This window comes from Agromyces aureus (assembly GCF_001660485.1).
GTDB lineage: Bacteria > Actinomycetota > Actinomycetes > Actinomycetales > Microbacteriaceae > Agromyces > Agromyces aureus.
On sequence record NZ_CP013979.1, the window covers coordinates 1,730,276 to 1,748,885 of the forward strand.

General features: G+C 73.0%; 12 protein-coding genes. 6 read left to right on the forward strand and 6 right to left on the reverse strand.

Going from position 1 to position 18,610, the window contains the following annotated elements; all coding sequences use genetic code 11:
• Positions 1 to 39 precede the first annotated feature (39 nt).
• A complete protein-coding gene (locus ATC03_RS20225; protein WP_067875080.1) occupies positions 40 to 1,065 on the reverse strand; it encodes an endonuclease/exonuclease/phosphatase family protein in 1,026 nt (341 codons plus the stop codon).
• Positions 1,066 to 1,219: 154 nt separating this feature from the next.
• On the opposite strand from ATC03_RS20225, the gene ATC03_RS07475 reads away from it, so the two are divergent.
• Positions 1,220 to 2,104, forward strand: a complete 885-nt coding sequence (locus ATC03_RS07475) for a PHP domain-containing protein (protein WP_067875083.1) — start codon at positions 1,220 to 1,222, stop codon at positions 2,102 to 2,104.
• Between the two features lie 88 nt (positions 2,105 to 2,192).
• Here ATC03_RS07475 and ATC03_RS07480 read toward each other — a convergent pair whose 3' ends face one another.
• Positions 2,193 to 3,740 (reverse strand): DEAD/DEAH box helicase, encoded by a 1,548-nt coding sequence (locus ATC03_RS07480; RefSeq protein WP_067875086.1) that lies wholly within the window; start codon positions 3,738 to 3,740, stop codon positions 2,193 to 2,195.
• A gap of 131 nt (positions 3,741 to 3,871) precedes the next feature.
• On the opposite strand from ATC03_RS07480, the gene ATC03_RS07485 reads away from it, so the two are divergent.
• Entirely contained in the window at positions 3,872 to 4,585 is a 714-nt protein-coding gene (locus ATC03_RS07485; protein WP_067875089.1) for a ferritin-like fold-containing protein, read from the forward strand.
• A gap of 113 nt (positions 4,586 to 4,698) precedes the next feature.
• Here the strand turns inward: ATC03_RS07485 and ATC03_RS20955 are convergent, their stop codons facing one another.
• On the reverse strand, positions 4,699 to 5,025 hold the full coding sequence (locus tag ATC03_RS20955) for a hypothetical protein (protein WP_067875092.1): 327 nt from the start codon (positions 5,023 to 5,025) through the stop codon (positions 4,699 to 4,701).
• Between the two features lies 1 nt (position 5,026).
• Positions 5,027 to 5,251 carry a DUF3107 domain-containing protein gene (locus ATC03_RS07495; protein WP_067875094.1) on the reverse strand — a complete coding sequence of 75 codons (225 nt, stop codon included), beginning with the start codon at positions 5,249 to 5,251 and terminating at the stop codon, positions 5,027 to 5,029.
• Between the two features lie 92 nt (positions 5,252 to 5,343).
• On the opposite strand from ATC03_RS07495, the gene ATC03_RS07500 reads away from it, so the two are divergent.
• The gene (locus ATC03_RS07500; protein WP_067881695.1) at positions 5,344 to 8,508 is read left to right on the forward strand and encodes a UrvD/REP family ATP-dependent DNA helicase; all 3,165 of its coding nucleotides are present in this window, start codon (positions 5,344 to 5,346) and stop codon (positions 8,506 to 8,508) included.
• Positions 8,505 to 11,963 carry an ATP-dependent DNA helicase gene (locus ATC03_RS07505; protein ID WP_161490326.1) on the forward strand — a complete coding sequence of 1,153 codons (3,459 nt, stop codon included), beginning with the start codon at positions 8,505 to 8,507 and terminating at the stop codon, positions 11,961 to 11,963. The genes ATC03_RS07500 and ATC03_RS07505 overlap by 4 nt, the downstream gene beginning before the upstream one ends.
• Before the next feature lie 120 nt (positions 11,964 to 12,083).
• On the opposite strand, the gene ATC03_RS07510 is transcribed toward ATC03_RS07505, so the two are convergent.
• Positions 12,084 to 13,328, reverse strand: a complete 1,245-nt coding sequence (locus tag ATC03_RS07510) for a phosphotransferase (protein WP_067875097.1) — start codon at positions 13,326 to 13,328, stop codon at positions 12,084 to 12,086.
• A 117-nt stretch (positions 13,329 to 13,445) separates the two neighbouring features.
• On the opposite strand from ATC03_RS07510, the gene nudC reads away from it, so the two are divergent.
• Both nudC and ATC03_RS07520 read left to right on the forward strand, forming a co-directional pair.
• Positions 13,446 to 14,453 carry an NAD(+) diphosphatase gene (gene nudC / locus ATC03_RS07515; protein ID WP_067875102.1) on the forward strand — a complete coding sequence of 336 codons (1,008 nt, stop codon included), beginning with the start codon at positions 13,446 to 13,448 and terminating at the stop codon, positions 14,451 to 14,453.
• Entirely contained in the window at positions 14,441 to 16,195 is a 1,755-nt protein-coding gene (locus ATC03_RS07520; RefSeq protein WP_418118895.1) for an ATP-dependent helicase, read from the forward strand. The genes nudC and ATC03_RS07520 overlap by 13 nt, the downstream gene beginning before the upstream one ends.
• Positions 16,196 to 17,165: 970 nt before the next feature.
• Here ATC03_RS07520 and ATC03_RS07525 read toward each other — a convergent pair.
• On the reverse strand, positions 17,166 to 18,515 hold the full coding sequence (locus ATC03_RS07525) for a zinc-dependent metalloprotease (RefSeq protein WP_084003705.1): 1,350 nt from the start codon (positions 18,513 to 18,515) through the stop codon (positions 17,166 to 17,168).
• Positions 18,516 to 18,610: the final 95 nt, after the last annotated feature.

Here is an 18,610-nt window from a genome sequence, read left to right on the forward strand (position 1 = left end):
GTGCTCCATTCTCGCACCGGAGGCGTCGTGCGGCCCTCCTCAATCCGTGCGCGAGAGGGTTGCGACGATCGGACGGTGATCGGAGCCCGACCCGTCGACCTCTCCGATCACGCGGAAGGCGTCGACGTGCCAGCCCGGCGTCGCGAGCACGTGGTCGATCGGGCTGCCAAGGATCTCGGGCAGGTCGGTCGGCCAGGTGCCGACGCCGCCCGCACCGCCCTGCACCGCGGCATCCGCGCATCGGCCGAGGTCGCCGCCGTCGACGCCGCGACCGGAGAAGTGGTCGACCGTCGCGTTGAAGTCGCCCGCCATGATGACGTTCTCGCCCTGACACTGTTCGGCGAGCCAGTCGAGATCGCTGCGCCAGTTGCGCAGCTCCCAGCGGATCGGGGCGACCGCGTGCACCGCGACGATGCGCGGGCCGTCGCCGGAGACCGGATCGGCGACGACGGACGGCAGCGTGTTCGTGTTGCCGGGCGGGCCGGGCACCTCGGCCGACACGACCTCGTAGTCGCCGAGTTCCGGCGAGATGAGGATCGTCGTCGAACGCGCCTTCGCGATCTCGTCGAAGGCGCGGGTGTGCACCCACATCGGGCGCCCGCCCTCGCGCATCGCGACCGCGACCTCCTCGCCGAGCGGCTCGGTCGTCTCGGGCAGCACCACCACGTCGGCACCCTCTGCGAGCGCGAGCTCGGTGATGGTCGACGCGTCGGGCACCTCGCCGAGCGTGTTCCACGACAGCACCGTGACGGTGTCGGATGACGCGGCGGCCGCGGCATCCGACCCTCCGAGTCCGCGCGCGGCGAGCACCGCGACGTTGCCCGCGGCGAAGATCGCGAGCATGAGCACCATCGCGAGCGCGAAGCGGCGCGGCCGCCTGGGGATCGCGAGCAGCGCGAAGAGGCCGGCGGCGACGATGCCGACGAGGGCCGCCGAGCCGCGGAGCGCGACGATGTGCGTGGCGATCCACTGGTTCTGCAGGCCGAACCCCTGCGGCCAGAGCAGGATGAGTCCGATGATGGCCGACACGATGACGACGAGCCAGCCGAGGATGCGGGGGAGCATCCCACCACGCTAGGGGAGGATGCTGTGCCGTGGCCGCGAGCGATCGCGTCGGTCGCGTGTCGGCGGCCGGCTGCCGTGCCGGTCTGGTCGGTCGAGCACCCGACGGTCGCCAGTCGCTGCCCGGGCGGGCGCGGGCTCGCCCTAGCATGGGGGGATGGCACCCTCGTCGGCATCCGAGCACGGTTCCGTGATCGGTGACGCCGACCTGCACGTGCACTCGACCGTCTCCGACGGCACCGGGGCCCCGGCCGACCTGCTCGTCGAGGCCGCCGAGGCCGGCCTCTCGGCCATCGCGCTGACCGATCACGACTCGACGGCCGGGTGGGCCGAGGCAGCGGCGGCCGTGCCGGCCACCGGCGTCGCCCTGATCCCTGGCATGGAGCTCTCGACCCGCGAGCAGTACACGAGCGTGCACGTGCTCGCCTACCTGATCGACCCGTTCGACGAGGGCCTGCTCGCCGAGACCACCCGCATCCGCGAATCCAGGCTCACGCGGGCGGAGGAGATCGTGCGGCGCATCTCGCGCGACTACCCGCTCACGTGGGACGACGTGCTCGCCCAGACCGCGATCGGCGCCACCGTCGGCCGCCCGCACATCGCCGACGCGCTCGTGGCGCGCGGCCACGCGAACACGCGTTCGGCGGCGTTCGCCGGCATCCTGCACCCTCGGCACGGGTATGCGCGCCCGCACTACGCGCCCGATCCGCTGACGGGCGTGCGACTCATCCGCGCGGCCGGTGGCGTGCCCGTGCTCGCGCATCCGGGCGCCCGCGGCGAGGAGTACGTCGTGTCGCCTCCGCGCCTGCGGCAACTCGTCGACGCCGGGCTCTTCGGCCTCGAGATCGACCACCCCGAGAACGACCCGGCCTCGAAACCCCGCCTGCACGCCCTCGCGCGCGAGTTCGGCCTCGCCGTCACGGGCTCGAGCGACTACCACGGCACGGGCAAGCCGAACCGGCTGGGTGAGGAGCGCACGCGCGCCGACGTCGTGGCGCGCATCATCGCCGAGGGCACCGGGTCGGCGCCCGTGCTGCCGTAGCCGACGCGCGATCGAAGCGAGCGACGACGAAGGGGGCGGATGCCGCGTGGCATCCGCCCCCTTCGTGCAGGTCGTTCGGTCGACCGGGTCAGACCTGCGGCGCAGCGCCCGTCGAGCCGGCCGGACGCGGTCCGCGACGACGGCGACGACGGCGCGGAGCCGCATTGCCGTCGTGGTGCTCGCTGCCGCCGCCGTCGTGCGTGCCGGTGCCGGGCTCGCGCACGGTCGCCGTCGCGGCGTCGCCGGAATCGGATGCCGCAGGCGAGCCGGCCTCGACCGACGCGCCCTCGCCGGCGGGGCGTCCGCCACGGGTGCGCTGACGCGAACGGCTGCTGCGCGGCGCGCGCTCGCCATCGCCCTGACGTGCCTCGCCGCGACCCGCGGAGCTGCCCGAGCCGCCTTCGGTGCGACCGGCGGTGCTCGACCGGGTCGGAGGGGCGGCCAAGGCCGACGGCTTCAGACGGCCCTTCGTGCCGGCGGGGATGTCGAGGTCGGTGAACAGGTGCGGGCTCGACGAGTAGGTCTCGACCGGTTCGGGCTGACCGAACTCGAGCGCGCGGTTGATGAGCGCCCACTTGTGCAGGTCGTCCCAGTCGACGAAGGTGACGGCGATGCCGGTCTTGCCCGCGCGGCCCGTGCGCCCCGCGCGGTGGAGGTACGCCTTGTCGTCGTCGGGGATGGTGTGGTTGATCACGTGCGTGACGTCGTCGACGTCGATGCCTCGTGCCGCGACATCCGTTGCGATGAGGATGTCCTTCTTGCCCGCCTTGAACGCGGCCATGGCGCGCTCGCGCTGGTCTTGATTGAGGTCGCCGTGCACGGCAGCGGCGTTGAATCCGCGGTCGTTCAGCTCTTCGACGAGCTTGGCCGCCGCGCGCTTCGTGCGCGTGAAGATCACGGTCTTGCCGCGGCCCTCGGCCTGGAGGATGCGCGAGATCACTTCGTCTTTGTCGAGCGAGTGCGCCCGGTAGACGAGGTGCTTGATGTTCGCCTGCGTGAGGCCCTCGTCGGGGTCGGTCGCACGGATGTGGATCGGCTTCGACATGAAACGGCGTGCGAGCGCCACGATCGGGCCGGGCATGGTGGCCGAGAAGAGCATGGTGTGACGCACCGCGGGCGTCTGCGCGAAGATCTTCTCGATGTCGGAGAGGAAGCCGAGGTCGAGCATCTTGTCGGCCTCGTCGAGCACGACCTCCTGCACGTTCTTCAGCGACAGGAGTCGCTGCGATGCGAGGTCGAGCAGACGACCGGGGGTGCCGACGACGATCTGGGCGCCGGCCTTGATCGCCTCGATCTGGCCCTCGTAGGCCTTGCCGCCGTAGATCGACACGACCTTGGTCGGCCGGTTCGACGTCGCCAGCTCGAGGTCTTCGGTGACCTGGACGCAGAGTTCGCGGGTCGGCACGACGACGAGCACCTTGACGCCCGGCTCGGGGTCGTCGCCGAGGCGCTGGATGATCGGCAGGCCGAACCCGAAGGTCTTGCCGGTGCCCGTCTTGGCCTGGCCGATGATGTCCTGGCCCGAGAGGGCGAGGGGGATGGTCTGCTCCTGGATGGGGAAGGCATCGAAGATGCCCTTCGTTGCGAGCGCGTCGACGATGTCGGACGCGACGCCGAGTTCTGCGAAAGTAGTCAAGTATCTGCCTGTCGGTTCAGCTGGAGAGGTGCGCGCTGCTGGTCCTCAGGCGCACGGCCGCGGGTCCGATGCCCGCATGCGACCTCCAGCCTATCGGAGAGAGCCTGAACGGCTCCGTTAGGCTGTGTGCCGTGGTGTCCTGGATCAATCGACGCGTAGCCCGCCCCGAGGCGCCGCGGCAGCGACCGCGCGTCGCGCCGACCGAGCTCACGCGGGTCGACTTCACCGAGTTGGTGCCCGAACCGGTGCCGTTCCTCGGCCAGGCCGCGTACATCCAGCTGGTGTTCTTCGAGGGGCTCGCGCTCGCGGTGCAGACCGCGCCGACCCTCCGCGCGAAAGAGGGGCTGAGCGCCGCCGCAGGGGTCGCGCTCCGCAAGCATCACGCCCTCATCGCCGAACTGCGCCTGCAGGGCGTCGAGCCGGTCGACGTCATGGCGCCGTTCGCGCCGGCGGCCGAACGACTCGAGTCGGCCTCGCGCGGGGGCGACTGGGAGGAGCTCCTGCTCGCGATCCACGTGACCTCCGGCATGCTCGACGGGTACTTCTCGCGACTCTCGAACGGCCTGCACGCCGACCTCGCGCGCCGGGTGCGCGCGATCCTCGACGAGGCCGGCTCGGCCACGGTGCTCGAACGCGAGCTCTCCGTCGCGATCGCCGAGCAGCCCGGTCTCGCCGACCGCCTCGCGCTCTGGGGTCGCAGCCTCGTGGGCGACACCCTGCTCATCGCCCGCTCGGCCCTGCGCGCGTCGGACGCCCGCGGTCTCGAGGAGCGCGTCGAGCCGATCTTCACCGAGCTGATCGCCGATCACACGCGCCGCATGGACGCGCTCGGGCTCACGGCCTGACGCCGCGGCATCCGCTCGCGCTGCCCCTGAGAACCTCGCGCTGCCCCTGAGAACGCGGAAACGGCGCCCTCCAGAGGAGGACGCCGTTCGAGTCGTGCGTACGCGTGCTCGCGTCAGGCCGCGCTGGCCGCCCGCGCGGATGCCTCCGTGCGCGGCCGCGAGAGCCGCGCGAAGAGCGCGGCATCCGCTCGCTCGCGCTTCGGGCCGATCAGGTACGCGGATGCCGCGGCGGCCAGCCCTGCGACGGCGAGCGAGATCACCCAGATCCACGCGCCGTCCCAGGCCATGCCGAGCCACGTCAGGGCGACCCACACGATCGCCGCGACGCCCGCGCCGATCGACGGGATCAGCAGCACGCCGTGCGTGTGCCGGAGCGGCAGCAGGTAGCGCGCGGCCAGGCCGAGGATGGCCCCGCCGAGCACGACGAAGAGCAGCTCCATGTCAGGCCACGAATCCGACGCGGCGCGACTCCTCTGAGCCGATCTCGACGTAGGCGAGCGCGGCGGCGGGCACGAGGAAGACGCTGCCCTTCGCATCGACGAACTTCAACGTCGCCGCGTCGCCGGCGAGTGCTGCGCCGACCTGGTTCTGGACCTCCTCTGCCGACTGGGAGGACTCGAATGCGAGTTCGCGGGGGGAGTTCTGAATGCCGATCCGTACGTCCACAGTGGGCCTTTCTGTCCGTGCGTCCACACTATGACACGGCTCGCGGGGCTCGGGGCACGTTCACTGTCGGCGGAACGGGTTAACGTGTGGGCATGCCAAGCCCCAGCGCCCCGTCGCAGCCCGATGCGACCCTCGTCGCACCCGACTCCGCGAGGCAGGCGGCGACCCTCGCCGAGGGCATCTCCGAGGGTGAGCACCATGCGGTGTTCGGGGCCCCGGGGTCCGGCAAGACGACGCTCGCGGTCGAGCTCGTCGCCGACCGCGTCGCGCGACTCGGGTACGGCGTCGACGACGTGCTCGTGCTCTGCGCGAGCCGGTCGACCGCCACCGCGCTCCGCGACCGCATCGCGGTGCGGCTCGGCGTGACGACCCGCGGTCCGCTCGCGCGCACGGCGAACTCCACGGCCTTCCAGCTCGTGCGCGCCTACACGGCGGCGCCCGTCACGCTGCTCACGGGCGGAGAGCACGACCGCATCGTCGCCGACCTCGTCGAGGGCGGCATCCGCGACGGGTTCGGGCCCGCGTGGCCCGAACCGCTGACGCCCGAGGTGCGCGTGCTCAGGGGGTTCCGCACCGAGTTGCGCGACCTGCTCATGCGTGCGGTCGAGCTCGGCATCGACGAGCGCGAGCTCGCCCGACTCGGCCAGGCGGCGGCCCGGCCCGAGTGGGTGGCGGCTGCCGACTTCATGTCCGAGTACTCCGACGTGAAGGACCAGGTGCGGCCGAACCAGTTCGACTCGGCCGAACTCGGCGCGTTCGCGGCGTCGATCGTGCGTCGCAGCGCCACCGAGCCTGATGCGGCCGCTGCGCTCGGCCAGCTCGCGGGGCTGCGGCTGCTCGTGGTCGACGACGCGCAGGAGACCACCGAGGCGTCGGCCTCGCTCATCGCCGCCTTCGCCGCGTGCGGGGTGCAGATCGTCGCGATCGGCGATCCGGATGTCGCGAGCAACGGGTTCCGCGGCGGCCGGCCCGAGCTGCTCGGCTCACTGAGCTCGATGCTCGACGGTGCGCCCGTTCGACGCATCGAACTCCCGATCGTGCACCGGGGCCGTCCCGAGATCGCCGAGGTCGTCTCGGGCGTGCGCGCCCACGTCGGCACGGCGCTCGGCGGCACCCACCGTTCCGCACGGCTGGCAGGTGGCGACGACGACACCGTGGCCGCGCCCGCGGTCGATCCGCTCGCGCCCGTGCTCGGCATCGAGGCAGCCTCGGGCGCGGCCGAGCACCAGGCGATCGCCGCGCTGCTCCGCGAGCGGCACCTGCTCGACGGCGTGGCCTGGTCGCAGATGGCGGTCGTGCTGCGCTCGGGCGGCGACGTGCCGACCGTCGAGCGCGCGCTCGCGCTCGCCGACGTGCCGACCTCCGGCGCCGCATCGGGGCTGGCCCTGCGCGACGCGCCCGCCGCCGCGGCGCTGCTCACCGCGTGCTCGTTCGTGCTCGGCCGCGAGCCGCTCACCGCCGAGCTCGCGGTCACGCTGCTCACCGGACCGATCGGACGGCTGGACGGCATCGGGCTTCGACGACTGCGCCTCGCGCTCCGGCACGAGGAGCTCGCCGCCGGCGGCACTCGCACGGGCGACGAACTGCTCGTCGACGCGCTCTCAGCGCCCGGGGGGTTCGCGACGATCGACGCGGCGCCCGGCCGCCGCGCGGCGAGGCTCGCATCCGTGCTCGACGACGCGGTGCAGGTGGGCCGCGCCGGCGGCACGATCGAAGAGGTCCTCTGGTCGCTCTGGGAGGGCGGCGGACTCGGCACCGAGTGGGGGCGGCAGGCCGCCGGCACGGGCGTGCTCGCCGACGAGGCCGATCGTTCGCTCGACGCCGCCGTGGCGCTGTTCTCGGCCGCCACCCGGTTCGTCGAGCGCGAGCCCGAGGCTCCCGCCGTGCGATTCGTCGACGAGGTGCTCGCGAGTGAGCTGCCCGAAGACTCGCTCGCGCCCAGGCGGACGACCGAGACCGTGCTCGTGACCACCCCGCAGGGCGTCGTCGGCCGCGAGTTCGACGTGGTCGTCGTGGCCGGGCTCCAAGACGCCGTGTGGCCGAACCTGCGCCCGCGCGGCACCCTCCTGCACGCCGGACTCCTGCCGCGCGTCGCGCAGGCGGCGCGAGCCGGTGCGCCGCTGCCCGGCGTCGAGACGCCGGCCGAGGTGCGGGCCGCCGTGCGCGACGACGAGCTGCGCATGTTCGTGCTCGCCGTCTCGCGGGCCCGACGACAGGTCGTGCTCGCCTGCACCGCGAACGACGACGAGCAGCCGTCGGTGCTCATGGGCTACGCCCGCGAGCGCGTGCGTGCGCGTCGGCGGCCGTTGCAGCTCCGCGCGCTCGTCGGCGCGCTGCGGCGCGAGGCCGTGACGGGCGATCCCGAGTCCGCGGCCGCACTGGCCCTCCTCGCCGAGGAGGGCGTGCCCGGCGCGAATCCGGCCGAGTGGTACGGCCTCGCCGACCTCTCGAGCGAGGCACCGCTCGTCGACCTCGACGGCGACCCCGAGGCATCCGTCCAGGTGTCGCCCTCACAGATCGACCGCGTCGAGGAGTCGCCGCTCGGCTGGTTCGTCGACCACATCGCGTCGCCGCCGTCGGGCGTCGCGGCGTCGATCGGCACGATCGTGCACGCCGTCGTCGAAGAGGTCGGCGGCCGAGACGACGGCGCGACCGATGTCGAGGCGATCTGGGAGGCCGTCGAGGAGCGGCTGAAGGGCGTGCGCTTCGAGGCCGGGTGGGTGGCCGAGCGCGAGCGCCGCGGAGCACGCCGCATGGCCGAGGGCGCCGCCGAGTACCTGCAGTCGTTCGACGACGACGCGAAGGTGCTGCTCGGTGCAGAAGGCAAGTTCACCATCACCGTCGACCGGGTGCGCATCACCGGCACCATCGACCGCATCGAGGCGTCGGCCGACGGCACGACGGTCATCGTCGACATCAAGACCGGCCGCACGCCGCCGACGTATCCGCAGACGGCGGCGCACCCGCAGCTCGCCGCGTACCAGCTCGCGGCCCGACAGCAGGCCGTGCCGTCGGCAGGGGTGCAGGGCGGTGCGAAGCTCGTCTACGTCGCGACGCCGTCGCGCGGGCTCGCCTACACCGAGCGCGCGCAGCAACCGTTCGACGACGAAGCCGAGACCGCGTTCCGCGAGCGGCTCGCCGAGGTCGGCCGCGTGATGGCAGGGTCGACCTTCGAGGGCTCCACCGAGCCCGGGCCCCGATCCAGGTTCGGGTCCTGGCAGTACCGCGTGCACCTCGTGCCGGCGGTTTCCGCGTGAGCGCGACGCAGACCGGGGTGATTCCGGTCGTGAACGCCGCCGCGAACTCCGGCCCGAATCTCGGCTCGGATCGCGCGACCGACCGCGTGCCGAACCGTCTGAGCGCGGCCGAGATCGCCACCCGGCTCGGGCTTCACGTGCCGACTCCCGAGCAGCAGGCGGTCATCGAGGCCGATCCGCACGGCGCGAGCATCGTCGTCGCCGGGGCCGGCAGCGGCAAGACCGAGACCATGGCGAACCGCGTCGTCTGGCTGCTCGCCAACGGACACGTGGGCGTGGCCGACGTGCTCGGGCTCACGTTCACGCGCAAGGCCGCCGGCGAGCTCGCCGAGCGCGTGCGCGAACGCGTCGCGCAACTCGTGCACGAGGGCATCGCCGAACTCGTGATCGACCCGCTCGAATCGGCGACCGTGAGCACCTATCACTCGTTCGCGAGCGCGATCTACCGCGAGCACGCGATGCGCATCGGGCGCGAACCCGACGCGACCGTGCTCGGTGAGGCATCCGCGTGGCTGCTCGCCCGCTCGGTCGTGAGCTCCTCGGCCGACGACCGGCTCATCGAACTCGACGCCTCGCTCGACCGCGTCACCGGCGCCGCGCTCTCGCTGAGCCGGGCGCTCGCCGAGAACGTCGCCGACAGCCGCGACGTGCGCGCCTTCGCACGGGACTTCCTCGCCATGCGCGGGCTGCCCATCGAGGCGCCGCGAAAGCGCACGGACTTCGACTCGTTCGTGGGTGCGCTCGGCGTGGTCGATGCCCTGCCGCCGCTGCTCGAGCTCGCCGATGCCTACGCCGCGGCCAAGCGCGAGCGAGGCTACGTCGAGTTCTCCGACCAGGTCGCGCTCGCACTGCAGATCTGCGTGGAACACCCCGACGTCGTCGTCGAGCACCGCGAGCGCTCGCGCACCGTGCTGCTCGACGAATACCAGGACACGAGTGTCGTGCAGACCCGACTGCTCGCCTCCCTCTTCGAGGGGCACCCCGTGATGGCAGTCGGCGACCCCGACCAGTCGATCTACGGATGGCGCGGCGCGAGCGCCGCCAACCTCGCCCGGTTCGATCGCGACTTCGGCAGGGGAGCCGCGTCGGTGTACCACCTGTCGACCAGCTGGCGGAATCCGCGCGTCGTGCTCGATGCGGCGAACACCCTCATCGCCTCGCTCGACGCCGGAATCCCCAAGGCCCCGCTCGCACCCTCGCCGTTCGCGGGCGCCGGGCGACTCGACGTGACCTGGGGCGAGACCATCGACGACGAGGCCGACCAGGTCGCGCGCTGGTTCGCCGAACGGCTGGGGCGCAGCCGTCGCCCGGGCTCCGCACCAGAGCCGGCGGCCGAGCCGAAGAGCGGTGCGCTGCTCTGCCGCACGTTCGCCAACGTCGGCGTGTTCACGCAGGCGCTGCGCGCGCATGGCGTGCCCGTGCACGTGCTGGGCATGGCGGGCCTGCTCGACCAGCCCGTGATCGCCGATCTCGTGTGCGTGCTGCGCGTGCTGCACGATCCCACGGCGGGCGCGGAGCTCGTGCGCGTGCTCGCCGGCGCCCGGTGGCGCATCGGCCCGGCCGACCTCTCCGGCCTCCGGGACGTCGCGAAGTGGCTCGTCGACCGCGACCTCGCCCGCCGTCGGCTCGACGACGACGTCCGACGCGAGCTGCGAGCCTCGACCGCGGCCGAGGAGTCGCCGTCGATCGTCGACGCGCTCGACTTCGTGCTCACGGCCCCCGACGACCACCGGGCGCTCGCCGGCATCGGTGCGCCCGGGCTCGCGCGTCTCCGGCGCGCGGGAACCCAGCTGCAGGCGCTCCGCCGCCGCGCCGGACTCGGCCTCATCGACTTCGTCCATCTCGTGCAGCAGGAGCTGCTGCTCGACATCGAGGTCGCCGCCAACGCCGACCAGCCGCTCGGTCGACCGAGCCTCGAGGCCTTCGACGAACTGCTCGCGGGCTTCGCCGACGACTCCGAGCACCCGACCCTCGGCGCGTTCCTCAGCTGGCTGACCGAGGCCGAGCAGCGCGATCGGCTGTCGCCGCGTCAGGACGAGCCGGAGCCCGGCGCGGTGCAGGTGCTCTCGATCCACGGATCGAAGGGGCTCGAGTGGGACGTCGTCGCCGTTCCCCGCATGGTCGACCAGGAGATCCCGTCGAAGCCGCGGTCGGCCAAGGGTTGGCTCGCGTTCGGCGAACTGCCGAACGAGTTCAAGGGCGATCGCGACGAGCTTCCCGAGCTGGGCTGGCGCGGCGTGCAGAGCCAGCGGGAGTTCGACGAGGCCGTGACGGCGTTCGCTGAAGAGAACCGCGAGCGCCACGCCGACGAGGAGCGCCGACTCGCGTACGTCGCCGTGACGCGCACCCGTTCCGATCTGCTGCTCAGCGGCTCGTGGTGGTCGACCCAGAAGACGGCGCGCCCGCCGAGTGCGTTCCTGCACGAGCTCGCCGTCGCCGGCGTCATCGTGCCCGACCTGCTGCCGACCACGCCCGACGACACCGAGAACCCGCGGGCCGAGGCCGATGCGCGCGTGTCCTGGCCACTCGACCCGCTCGGCGCGCGCCGACCGGGCGTCGTTCGCGCCGCCGACGCGGTGCGTCAGGCCTCCGAGGGGCCGAGCGGCGCCGGACTCGGTCCGCAGCTCTCGTCGGAGCTGACGCTGCTCATCGAGGAACGTCGCCGTCGACAGGCCGGCCCGGGGCCGACGCCGATCCCGTCGCGAGTTCCGGCCTCGCGGTTCAAGGACTACCTCGACGACCCGGCGGCGGTCGCCGCGCAGCTGCGGCGGCCGATGCCGCAGCGCCCCTACCGGGCGACCCGCCTCGGCACCCTCTTCCACGAATGGGTCGAGCACCGTTCAACGGGGGAGTCCGCCGGGGCGGCGCTCGATGACGGCCTCTTCGGCGTCGAGCTGCTCGGCGCATTCGACCGCGGCGAGTTCCTCGAGTTCGGCGATCGCGTCGGTCACGGACGTGGCGCCAGTGCCGGCGACGGCGTCGAGTCCGCCGATCGCTTCGAGTCCGCCGCCCGCGGCGGGCGGCCGGGCACCGCCCCGGAGACGCTCGATCGCATGGCGAGTCTGCGTGCGACGTTCGAGGCTTCGGAGTGGGGCTCGCGTCGACCGCTCGAGGTCGAGATCGAACTGCACCTGCCCATCGACGAGCACGTGTTCGTGTGCAAGCTCGACGCCGTCTACGACGTGCCGGCCGGTGGTGAACTCGCCGCCCGCGGCATCCGCTATCAGGTCGTCGACTGGAAGACCGGCCGCGCACCCCGCAACGCGCGGGATCTCGAGCTCAAGCAGACGCAGCTCGCGCTCTATCGACTCGCGTATGCGGCCTGGGCCGGCGTCTCACCCGACGAGGTCGACGCGGTGTTCTACTTCGTCGAGGACGACCGCGTGATCAGGCCCGACGTGCTCTCCGACGAGGCGGAGCTCCGCCGGGCCTGGGCCGCTGCCGTGCAGGGCTGAGCCGTCGAGACCGGCCGGCGGACCGCTGCGGGACGCACGGTCGTTCGGGTCCTCGCATCGAGACCCGACGAGGGGGCACGGTGCCCGACCGGTCGAACCGCTCGATCAGGAAGCTCCCGATCAGGACCCGGTTCTGCTCGGACGCTCGTCGGCGTCGGACTCGCCAGTCGCGGCATCCGACCGACCGTTCGAGGCCGCATCCTTCGAGGCCGCATCCTTCGAGGACCCGTCGCTCGGCGTCGCATCGCCCCAGTCGCTGAGGTCGAGCGGGATCGGCGCCGTCGCGTCGGTCGGCACGGGCGCGCGTTCACCGCGTTCGCTCAACTCGAACTCCGAGAAGTCGTAGCTGTCGGTCAGCAGTGCCGACGACACCTCGGGGCTCGAAGCGTCGCGTGCGGGCGTCGTGCGGGGCGTCTCGTCGAGCAGCCGCTCGACGCCGTCGACGGTGAGGATCGGACCCGTGTGGTGCGAGAGCGTCTCGGTCGTGCGGTCGTGCACGTTCGCGACGAGCTCGTCGAGCATGCCGACCGCGTCGTCGATGATCGCCTCGTCGCGCGCCTCGACGCCGTGCAGCAGCCAACGGGCGAGCTCGAGCTCGCCGTAGAGCAGGGCGCGTTGCGGCAGCGCGCCGTCGGCGCCCCCGCTGCGGCCCACCATGTACGCCTCGAGGGCGCGCTCGGCGGACGGCCCGCGCGACGTGAGCAGCCAGTGCAGGTCGCGGGCGGGATCGCCGACCGCGAGCGCCGACCAGCCGAGGATCGCTGAGACGCGTTCCTCGTCGACGATGAAGGAGTCGGAGGTGAGTGCTCCGTTGACGACCGTCGACCGGAAGCGCCAGAGCGACTCGTCGTCGGTGGCCTCCTCCCAGCGGCGCAGCAGCGCCGCGGGCAGCCGGCCGGTGTCGGAGGCGCGGCCGATGAGCTCGACGACCGAGTCGCGGGCCTCGCCGTCGCTCTCACGGGTGAGGCCGGCGTCGCCGACGAACCCGGAGGGCAGCGAATGGATCGCCGCGATCGACGTGCCGACCGACTCTGCGATCCGGTCGTGGGCGGTGAGGTCGTCGGCGCTCAGCACGTCGCCGTCGAGGAACTCCGTCACGATCGCGCGGGTGCCGCCGAACGGCGCCTGCCCGAGGAGGACGGGCACGCCGAACGGGAGGCGCGAGCGGATGCCGGTGGTCATCGCCCGGAGCGCGACGAGGTCGGCGGACTGCTCCGTCTCGGCGCTCTGGGTGCGGGGAACGCGGATGATCAGGTGGCGACCGTCGGTCGCATGCAGCTCGACGGCGTCGAACGCACCGCCCGAACCGTTGGTGCGAGGACGGGCCGCGGAGACCTCGAGGCCGGGGACTGCCGCCGTGGCCAACGCGGCTAGAGTGAGTGTGGGTCTGGCCATGGCCAACAGCTTAAGCAGGTGATCCGGTCACCGCGGCGAGCGCCACGCCTTGCCGCCGACTCCGGCCCGACGCGAGAGAGAGGCGCCGTGCGCGAATCGACACCCCCGCCCCTCGCTCGGGCGCACCTCGATCGCGACGGCGTCGGCCGCGGCGATGCAGCGCGCTCCGGGCGGTTCGACGCGGATCCCGACGCCCGGGTGCTCCTGCTGCACGACGCTCGCGCCCTGCTCACGGAGCGGGTCGAGGGCGCGCCGCCGGTGCTCGACCTGCGTTCGCCGGCCGAGGTCTCCTCGGTGATCGCGGCTGCGGGTTCCGCCGACGAAGGGGCCGCGCCGGTCGTGCTGCGGGTGTACCTCGGGCGCGCGCTCGACGACGAGGGGTCCGCGTACGCGGGCGCTCCCATCGAGGTGTGGGTGCTCGATGACGCGTCGGCCGCGCTGCTCGAACCCGAGGAGGCGCGGTGGGCCGGGCTCCGCCAGGCCGCGCCGATGCTCTCCGACCGCGACGCCGGCCTCTTCACGCAGGCGGTCGCGATCTCGAACTGGCACCGATCGAGTGCGTTCTGCCCGCGGTGCGGCGCGCCGACCGAGCCGATCGAGTCGGGCTGGTCGCGTCGGTGCACGAACGACGGCGGTCAGGTCTTCCCCCGAACGGATGCCGCGGTGATCGTGCTCGTGACCGATGCCGACGATCGCGTGCTCCTGGGTTCGAACGCCATGTGGCAGTCCAACCGCTTCTCGCTGCTCGCGGGGTTCGTGGAGCCGGGCGAGTCGCTCGAGTCCGCGGTCGTGCGCGAGGTCGGCGAGGAGGCCGGACTCGAGGTGGTCGACGTGACCTACGTCGCGTCGCAGCCGTGGCCGTTCCCGGCGAGCCTCATGCTGGGGTTCACGGCCCGCGCGGTGTCGGCCGAGGCCGCGGCCTCGGCCGTGCCCGACGGTGAGGAGATCCTCGAGCTCCGCTGGTTCAGTCGCGAGGAGCTCGCGGCCGCGCTGCCCGAGGTCGGGTTCCCGGGGCGCACCTCGATCGCGGGGTGGATGCTCGAAGCGTGGTTCGGCGGCCCGATCGAGGCGTCGCCGCAGGGCTGGGGCGCGTGAGCGCGGCATCCGACCCTCTGCTCGCGGATCTCGACGATGAGCAGCGCGTCGCGGCCGAGGCCCTGCTCGGGCCGGTGTGCATCCTGGCCGGTGCCGGAACGGGCAAGACCCGGGCGATCACGCATCGCATCGCCTACGGGGTCGCGAGCGGAACGTACGATCCGGCCAGGGTGATGGCGCTCACGTTCACGTCGCGCGCGGCGGCCGAGCTGCGCGAGCGGCTCCGCCTGCTCGGCGCCGGCGGGGTTCCGGTGCGCACGTTCCACGCGGCGGCGCTCGCGCAGCTGAACCACTTCTGGCCGCTCGTCGTGGGCGGCAGCGCACCACGGGTGCTCGAGTACAAGGGCCGGTTGCTGGGTGCCGCGGCGGAGTCGATCCGCCTGCGCGTCGACCAGCCCACGCTCCGCGACGTCGCGGCCGAGATCGAATGGCGCAAGGTCGGCCTGCTGACGCCGGCGGCGTACGAGGCCCGTCTGGCGGCGCGCGGCACCCCTGGCACGCTCGAAGCCGACCAGTTCCACGACCTGGTGGCGGCGTACGAGCGCATCAAGGACGAACGGCGCCAGCTCGACTTCGAGGACGTGCTGCTCGCCACCTCCGGCATGGTCGAGGCCGAGGCATCCGTCGCCATGCAGGTGCACGAGAGCTACCGCCACTTCGTCGTCGACGAGTACCAGGACGTCTCGCCGGCCCAGCAGCACCTGCTCGACCTGTGGCTCGGCGATCGCAGCGAGCTCTGCGTCGTCGGCGACGCGAGCCAGACGATCTACTCGTTCGCGGGCGCGACGCCGGAGTACCTGCTCGGGTTCGAACGTCGATTCGCGGATGCCACGGTCGTGCGTCTCGAGCGCAACTACCGGTCGATCGAGCCGATCGTCGAGGCCGCCAACCGCCTCATGCGCGGACGCACCGGCGCGCTGCAGCTTCGCGCGGCGAGCGCCGAGAAGCTCGGCGAGGAACCCGTGGTCACGTCCTACGCCGACGAGCTCGCCGAGGCGCGCGGCGTGGCGACGGCGATCCGCAACCGCATCGACGCGGGCGCGGCACCCGAGCAGATCGCCGTGCTCATGCGCGTCAACTCGCAGTCGGCGATGCTCGAGCACGCGCTCGACGAGGTCGGCGTCGCGTCGCGGATCCGCGGCAACGTCCGCTTCTTCGACCAGCCCGAGGTGCGCCAGGCGGTGCAGGCACTGCGGGCCGCGGCCCTGACGATCGCGAACGAACCGCTCTTCAAGTCGGTGAGCGACGTGCTGCGATCGCTCGGATGGACCGCGCAGGCGCCCGACGGCCCCGGAGCGGTGCGCGGGCGCTGGGAGTCGCTGAACGCACTCGCGCGGCTCGTGGACGACGCCCAGCCCGGCACGACGTTCCGCGCATTCGCCGACGACCTGCGTGCTCGCGCCGAGGCGCAGCACGAGCCGACCGTGCAGGCCGTGACGCTCGCGACCCTGCACTCGGCGAAGGGCCTCGAGTGGGACGAGGTGCACATCGTCGGACTGACCGAGGGCATGCTCCCGATCGCCTACGCGAAGGGGCTCGACGCGATCGACGAGGAGCGGCGTCTCTTCTACGTGGGCGTCACGCGCGCCAGGCGACGGCTGTCGCTGAGCTGGGCCCGTCTCGGCGGTCAGCAGCGGGCAGTGCGAGAGGAATCGCGATTCCTGCGGGAGCTCGGCACCCGCACTCCGGATGCTCCGCGTGCTCGCGTCGGCGACCCGACGACCCCCGCCGGTCGAAGCTGACGGATGCCGCGGCCAGGCGATGGCCGGCCCGCGTGCCGGCCGACCCGCCGAAGCCGACCCCGAACCCCGCCTCGAGCACAGCGCCAAGCGCAGCGTCGAGCCCAGCATCGACGTGATCGTCGAATCGGTCGTCGACGGCGGCGGCCGCGAGCGCGGCAGCGTCGAAGCGCAGGCGAGCGGGTTCCACAGGGGCCGGTCGACCGGCGAGCTGCGCGGCGATCACGGGCCAGGCGGCATCCGCGTCGCGTGCCGCGAGGTCGAGGCAACGCAGGCACGGGCCGCGACCCGGCTCGACGAACGGGCCGACGCGGACGCCCGCGTCGTCGCCGACGACGGCGAGGTGCGGCAGGTCGCGGCGGAGCCATGGCAGGTGCCGCGCGGGCGTGACGGCCCAGGCGGCGACGATCACGACGACGTCCGGGCCGGGAAGGTCCGCGGGGTGCGCGGCCTCGCCGGGCGCGAGCGGCTGGAGCCGGATCACCGCGTGGCCGAGCGCCGAGAGGTTCGCGGCGATGAGGTCGGGGAGCGGGCCGGTGCCGTCGACGGCGACGGTCCGTGGGCGGCGGGCCGCGGCATCCGCTCGCCCGTGCTCGGCTCGGGACGTCGCCGAGGCCCGCGCACCGGCACGGTCGTCGTCATCCCCGACGAACCCCGCCGCCAACCGGTCGACGACCTCGTGCACGCGTTCGGGCGACGCGCCGAGGCCGGAGCCGATCGTGAGGAGCGTCGAGAGGTGCACGCCGTGCCGCAGCGCCGCGATGAGGCCCGTCTCGACGTCGCCCGCGCCCTCGAACACCGCGATCGGGGCCGCGGCGCCCACCTGCAGGTCGTCGGGGGTGCGCCAGACGAGGGGGAGTGCGGGGTCCAACCTGAGCGTCATGCGGCGAGCATGCCCGATCCGACGACGGCGCCGCCGCATCCGTCCACAGGACGGGATGCGGCGGCGCGGTCGGGGAGCCGGGTGCGAAGCTCAGACCGGGGACGGACCATCGCCGGAGTCGGGGGCCTCGCCGCCTTCGCCGGGCGCTGCGGGCGTCTCGCCGCGAAGCAGCGCCTCGAGCGCCTGGTCGAACTCCTCATCGGCCTCGCTGACGGCCGATTCGCCGCCCGTGAGCCGCGCGATGAGGCTGGTCGGGTCGTCGAGGTCCTCGCTCGTCGGCAGGAGGTCGGGGTGAGCCCAGAGCGCGTCGCGCGCCTCGATGCCGACCGCATCGGTGACCGCGCGCCACATGGCCGCGGCCTCGCGCATGCGGCGGGGGCGGATCTCGAGGCCCACGAGGGTCGCGAACGCCGACTCGGCCGGGCCGCCCGTGGCGCGACGGCGGCGGATGGTCTCGGCGATCGCGTCGGACTTCGGCAGGCGGCTCGTCGCATCGGCGGTGGCCTGGTCGACCCAGCCCTCGATGAGGGCGAGCATGGTCTCCAGCCGCGCGAGCGCCTCCTGCTGGGGACCGCTCTTCGCACTGATGAGTGCGCCGGACTCGACGGCGTGACGCAACTCGTCGGTGTTCGTCGGGTTCGACGGGTCGAAGCCCTCGGCGAGCTGCTCGAGACGCTCGGTGTCGATCTCGATGCCGCGCGCGTAGGCCGTGATCGCGCTGATGAGGTTCAGGCGGAGCCAGCGGGCGTGACGGAAGAGCCGTGCGTGCGCGAGCTCGCGCACCGCGAGGTAGAGCTCGATCTCGCTGGACGGGATGTCGAGATCGGCGCCGAACTCGGCGACGTTCTGCGGGATGAGCGCCGCGCGGCCGTCGGCCTGCAGCGGGATGCCGACGTCGCCGCCCGAGACCACCTCGGACGCGAGCTGACCGACGACCTGCCCGAGCTGCATGGCGAACATCGCACCGCCGATGCCGCGCATGAGCTTGCTCGCGCCGGCGATCATCGACTGCATCTCTTCGGGCGCCTGCTCGCGCATGACGCGGGTCAGCGCGTCGGCGATGCTGAGGGCGACCGGCTCGGCGAGCTGGGTCCAGATCGGCATCGTCGCGGCGACCCAGCCACGGCGGGTCAGCAGTTCGGGGGAGTCGGGCAGACGACCGAACACGACGGCCTCGTCGAGCCAGAGCGAGGCGACCTGCAGGGCCTGGTCGAGACGCGCGCGCTCCTCGTCGGTGACCTGCAGCTGAGCGGATGCCGCGCGCTGCTCGCCCTGGCGCAGGGCTGCGCTCCAGTCGATGCCGTCGTCGGCGTGGCTCATGGCCTGCTGGAGCTGGCTGAAGAGTGCCGCCACGCTCGCCGGATCGTTCGGCAGGCCGGCGGCCCCCGCGAGCTGAGCCGGATCGATGCCGCCCCCGCCGGAGAGCAGATTGCGCAGCATCTCTCGGAACTCCTCTTCGGAGTTCTTGTCGCCCGGCTCGTCGTCCCGTTCGGCCACGTGAGCCACCTCCAGTCAAGTTCTCTCCACCGTAGCGC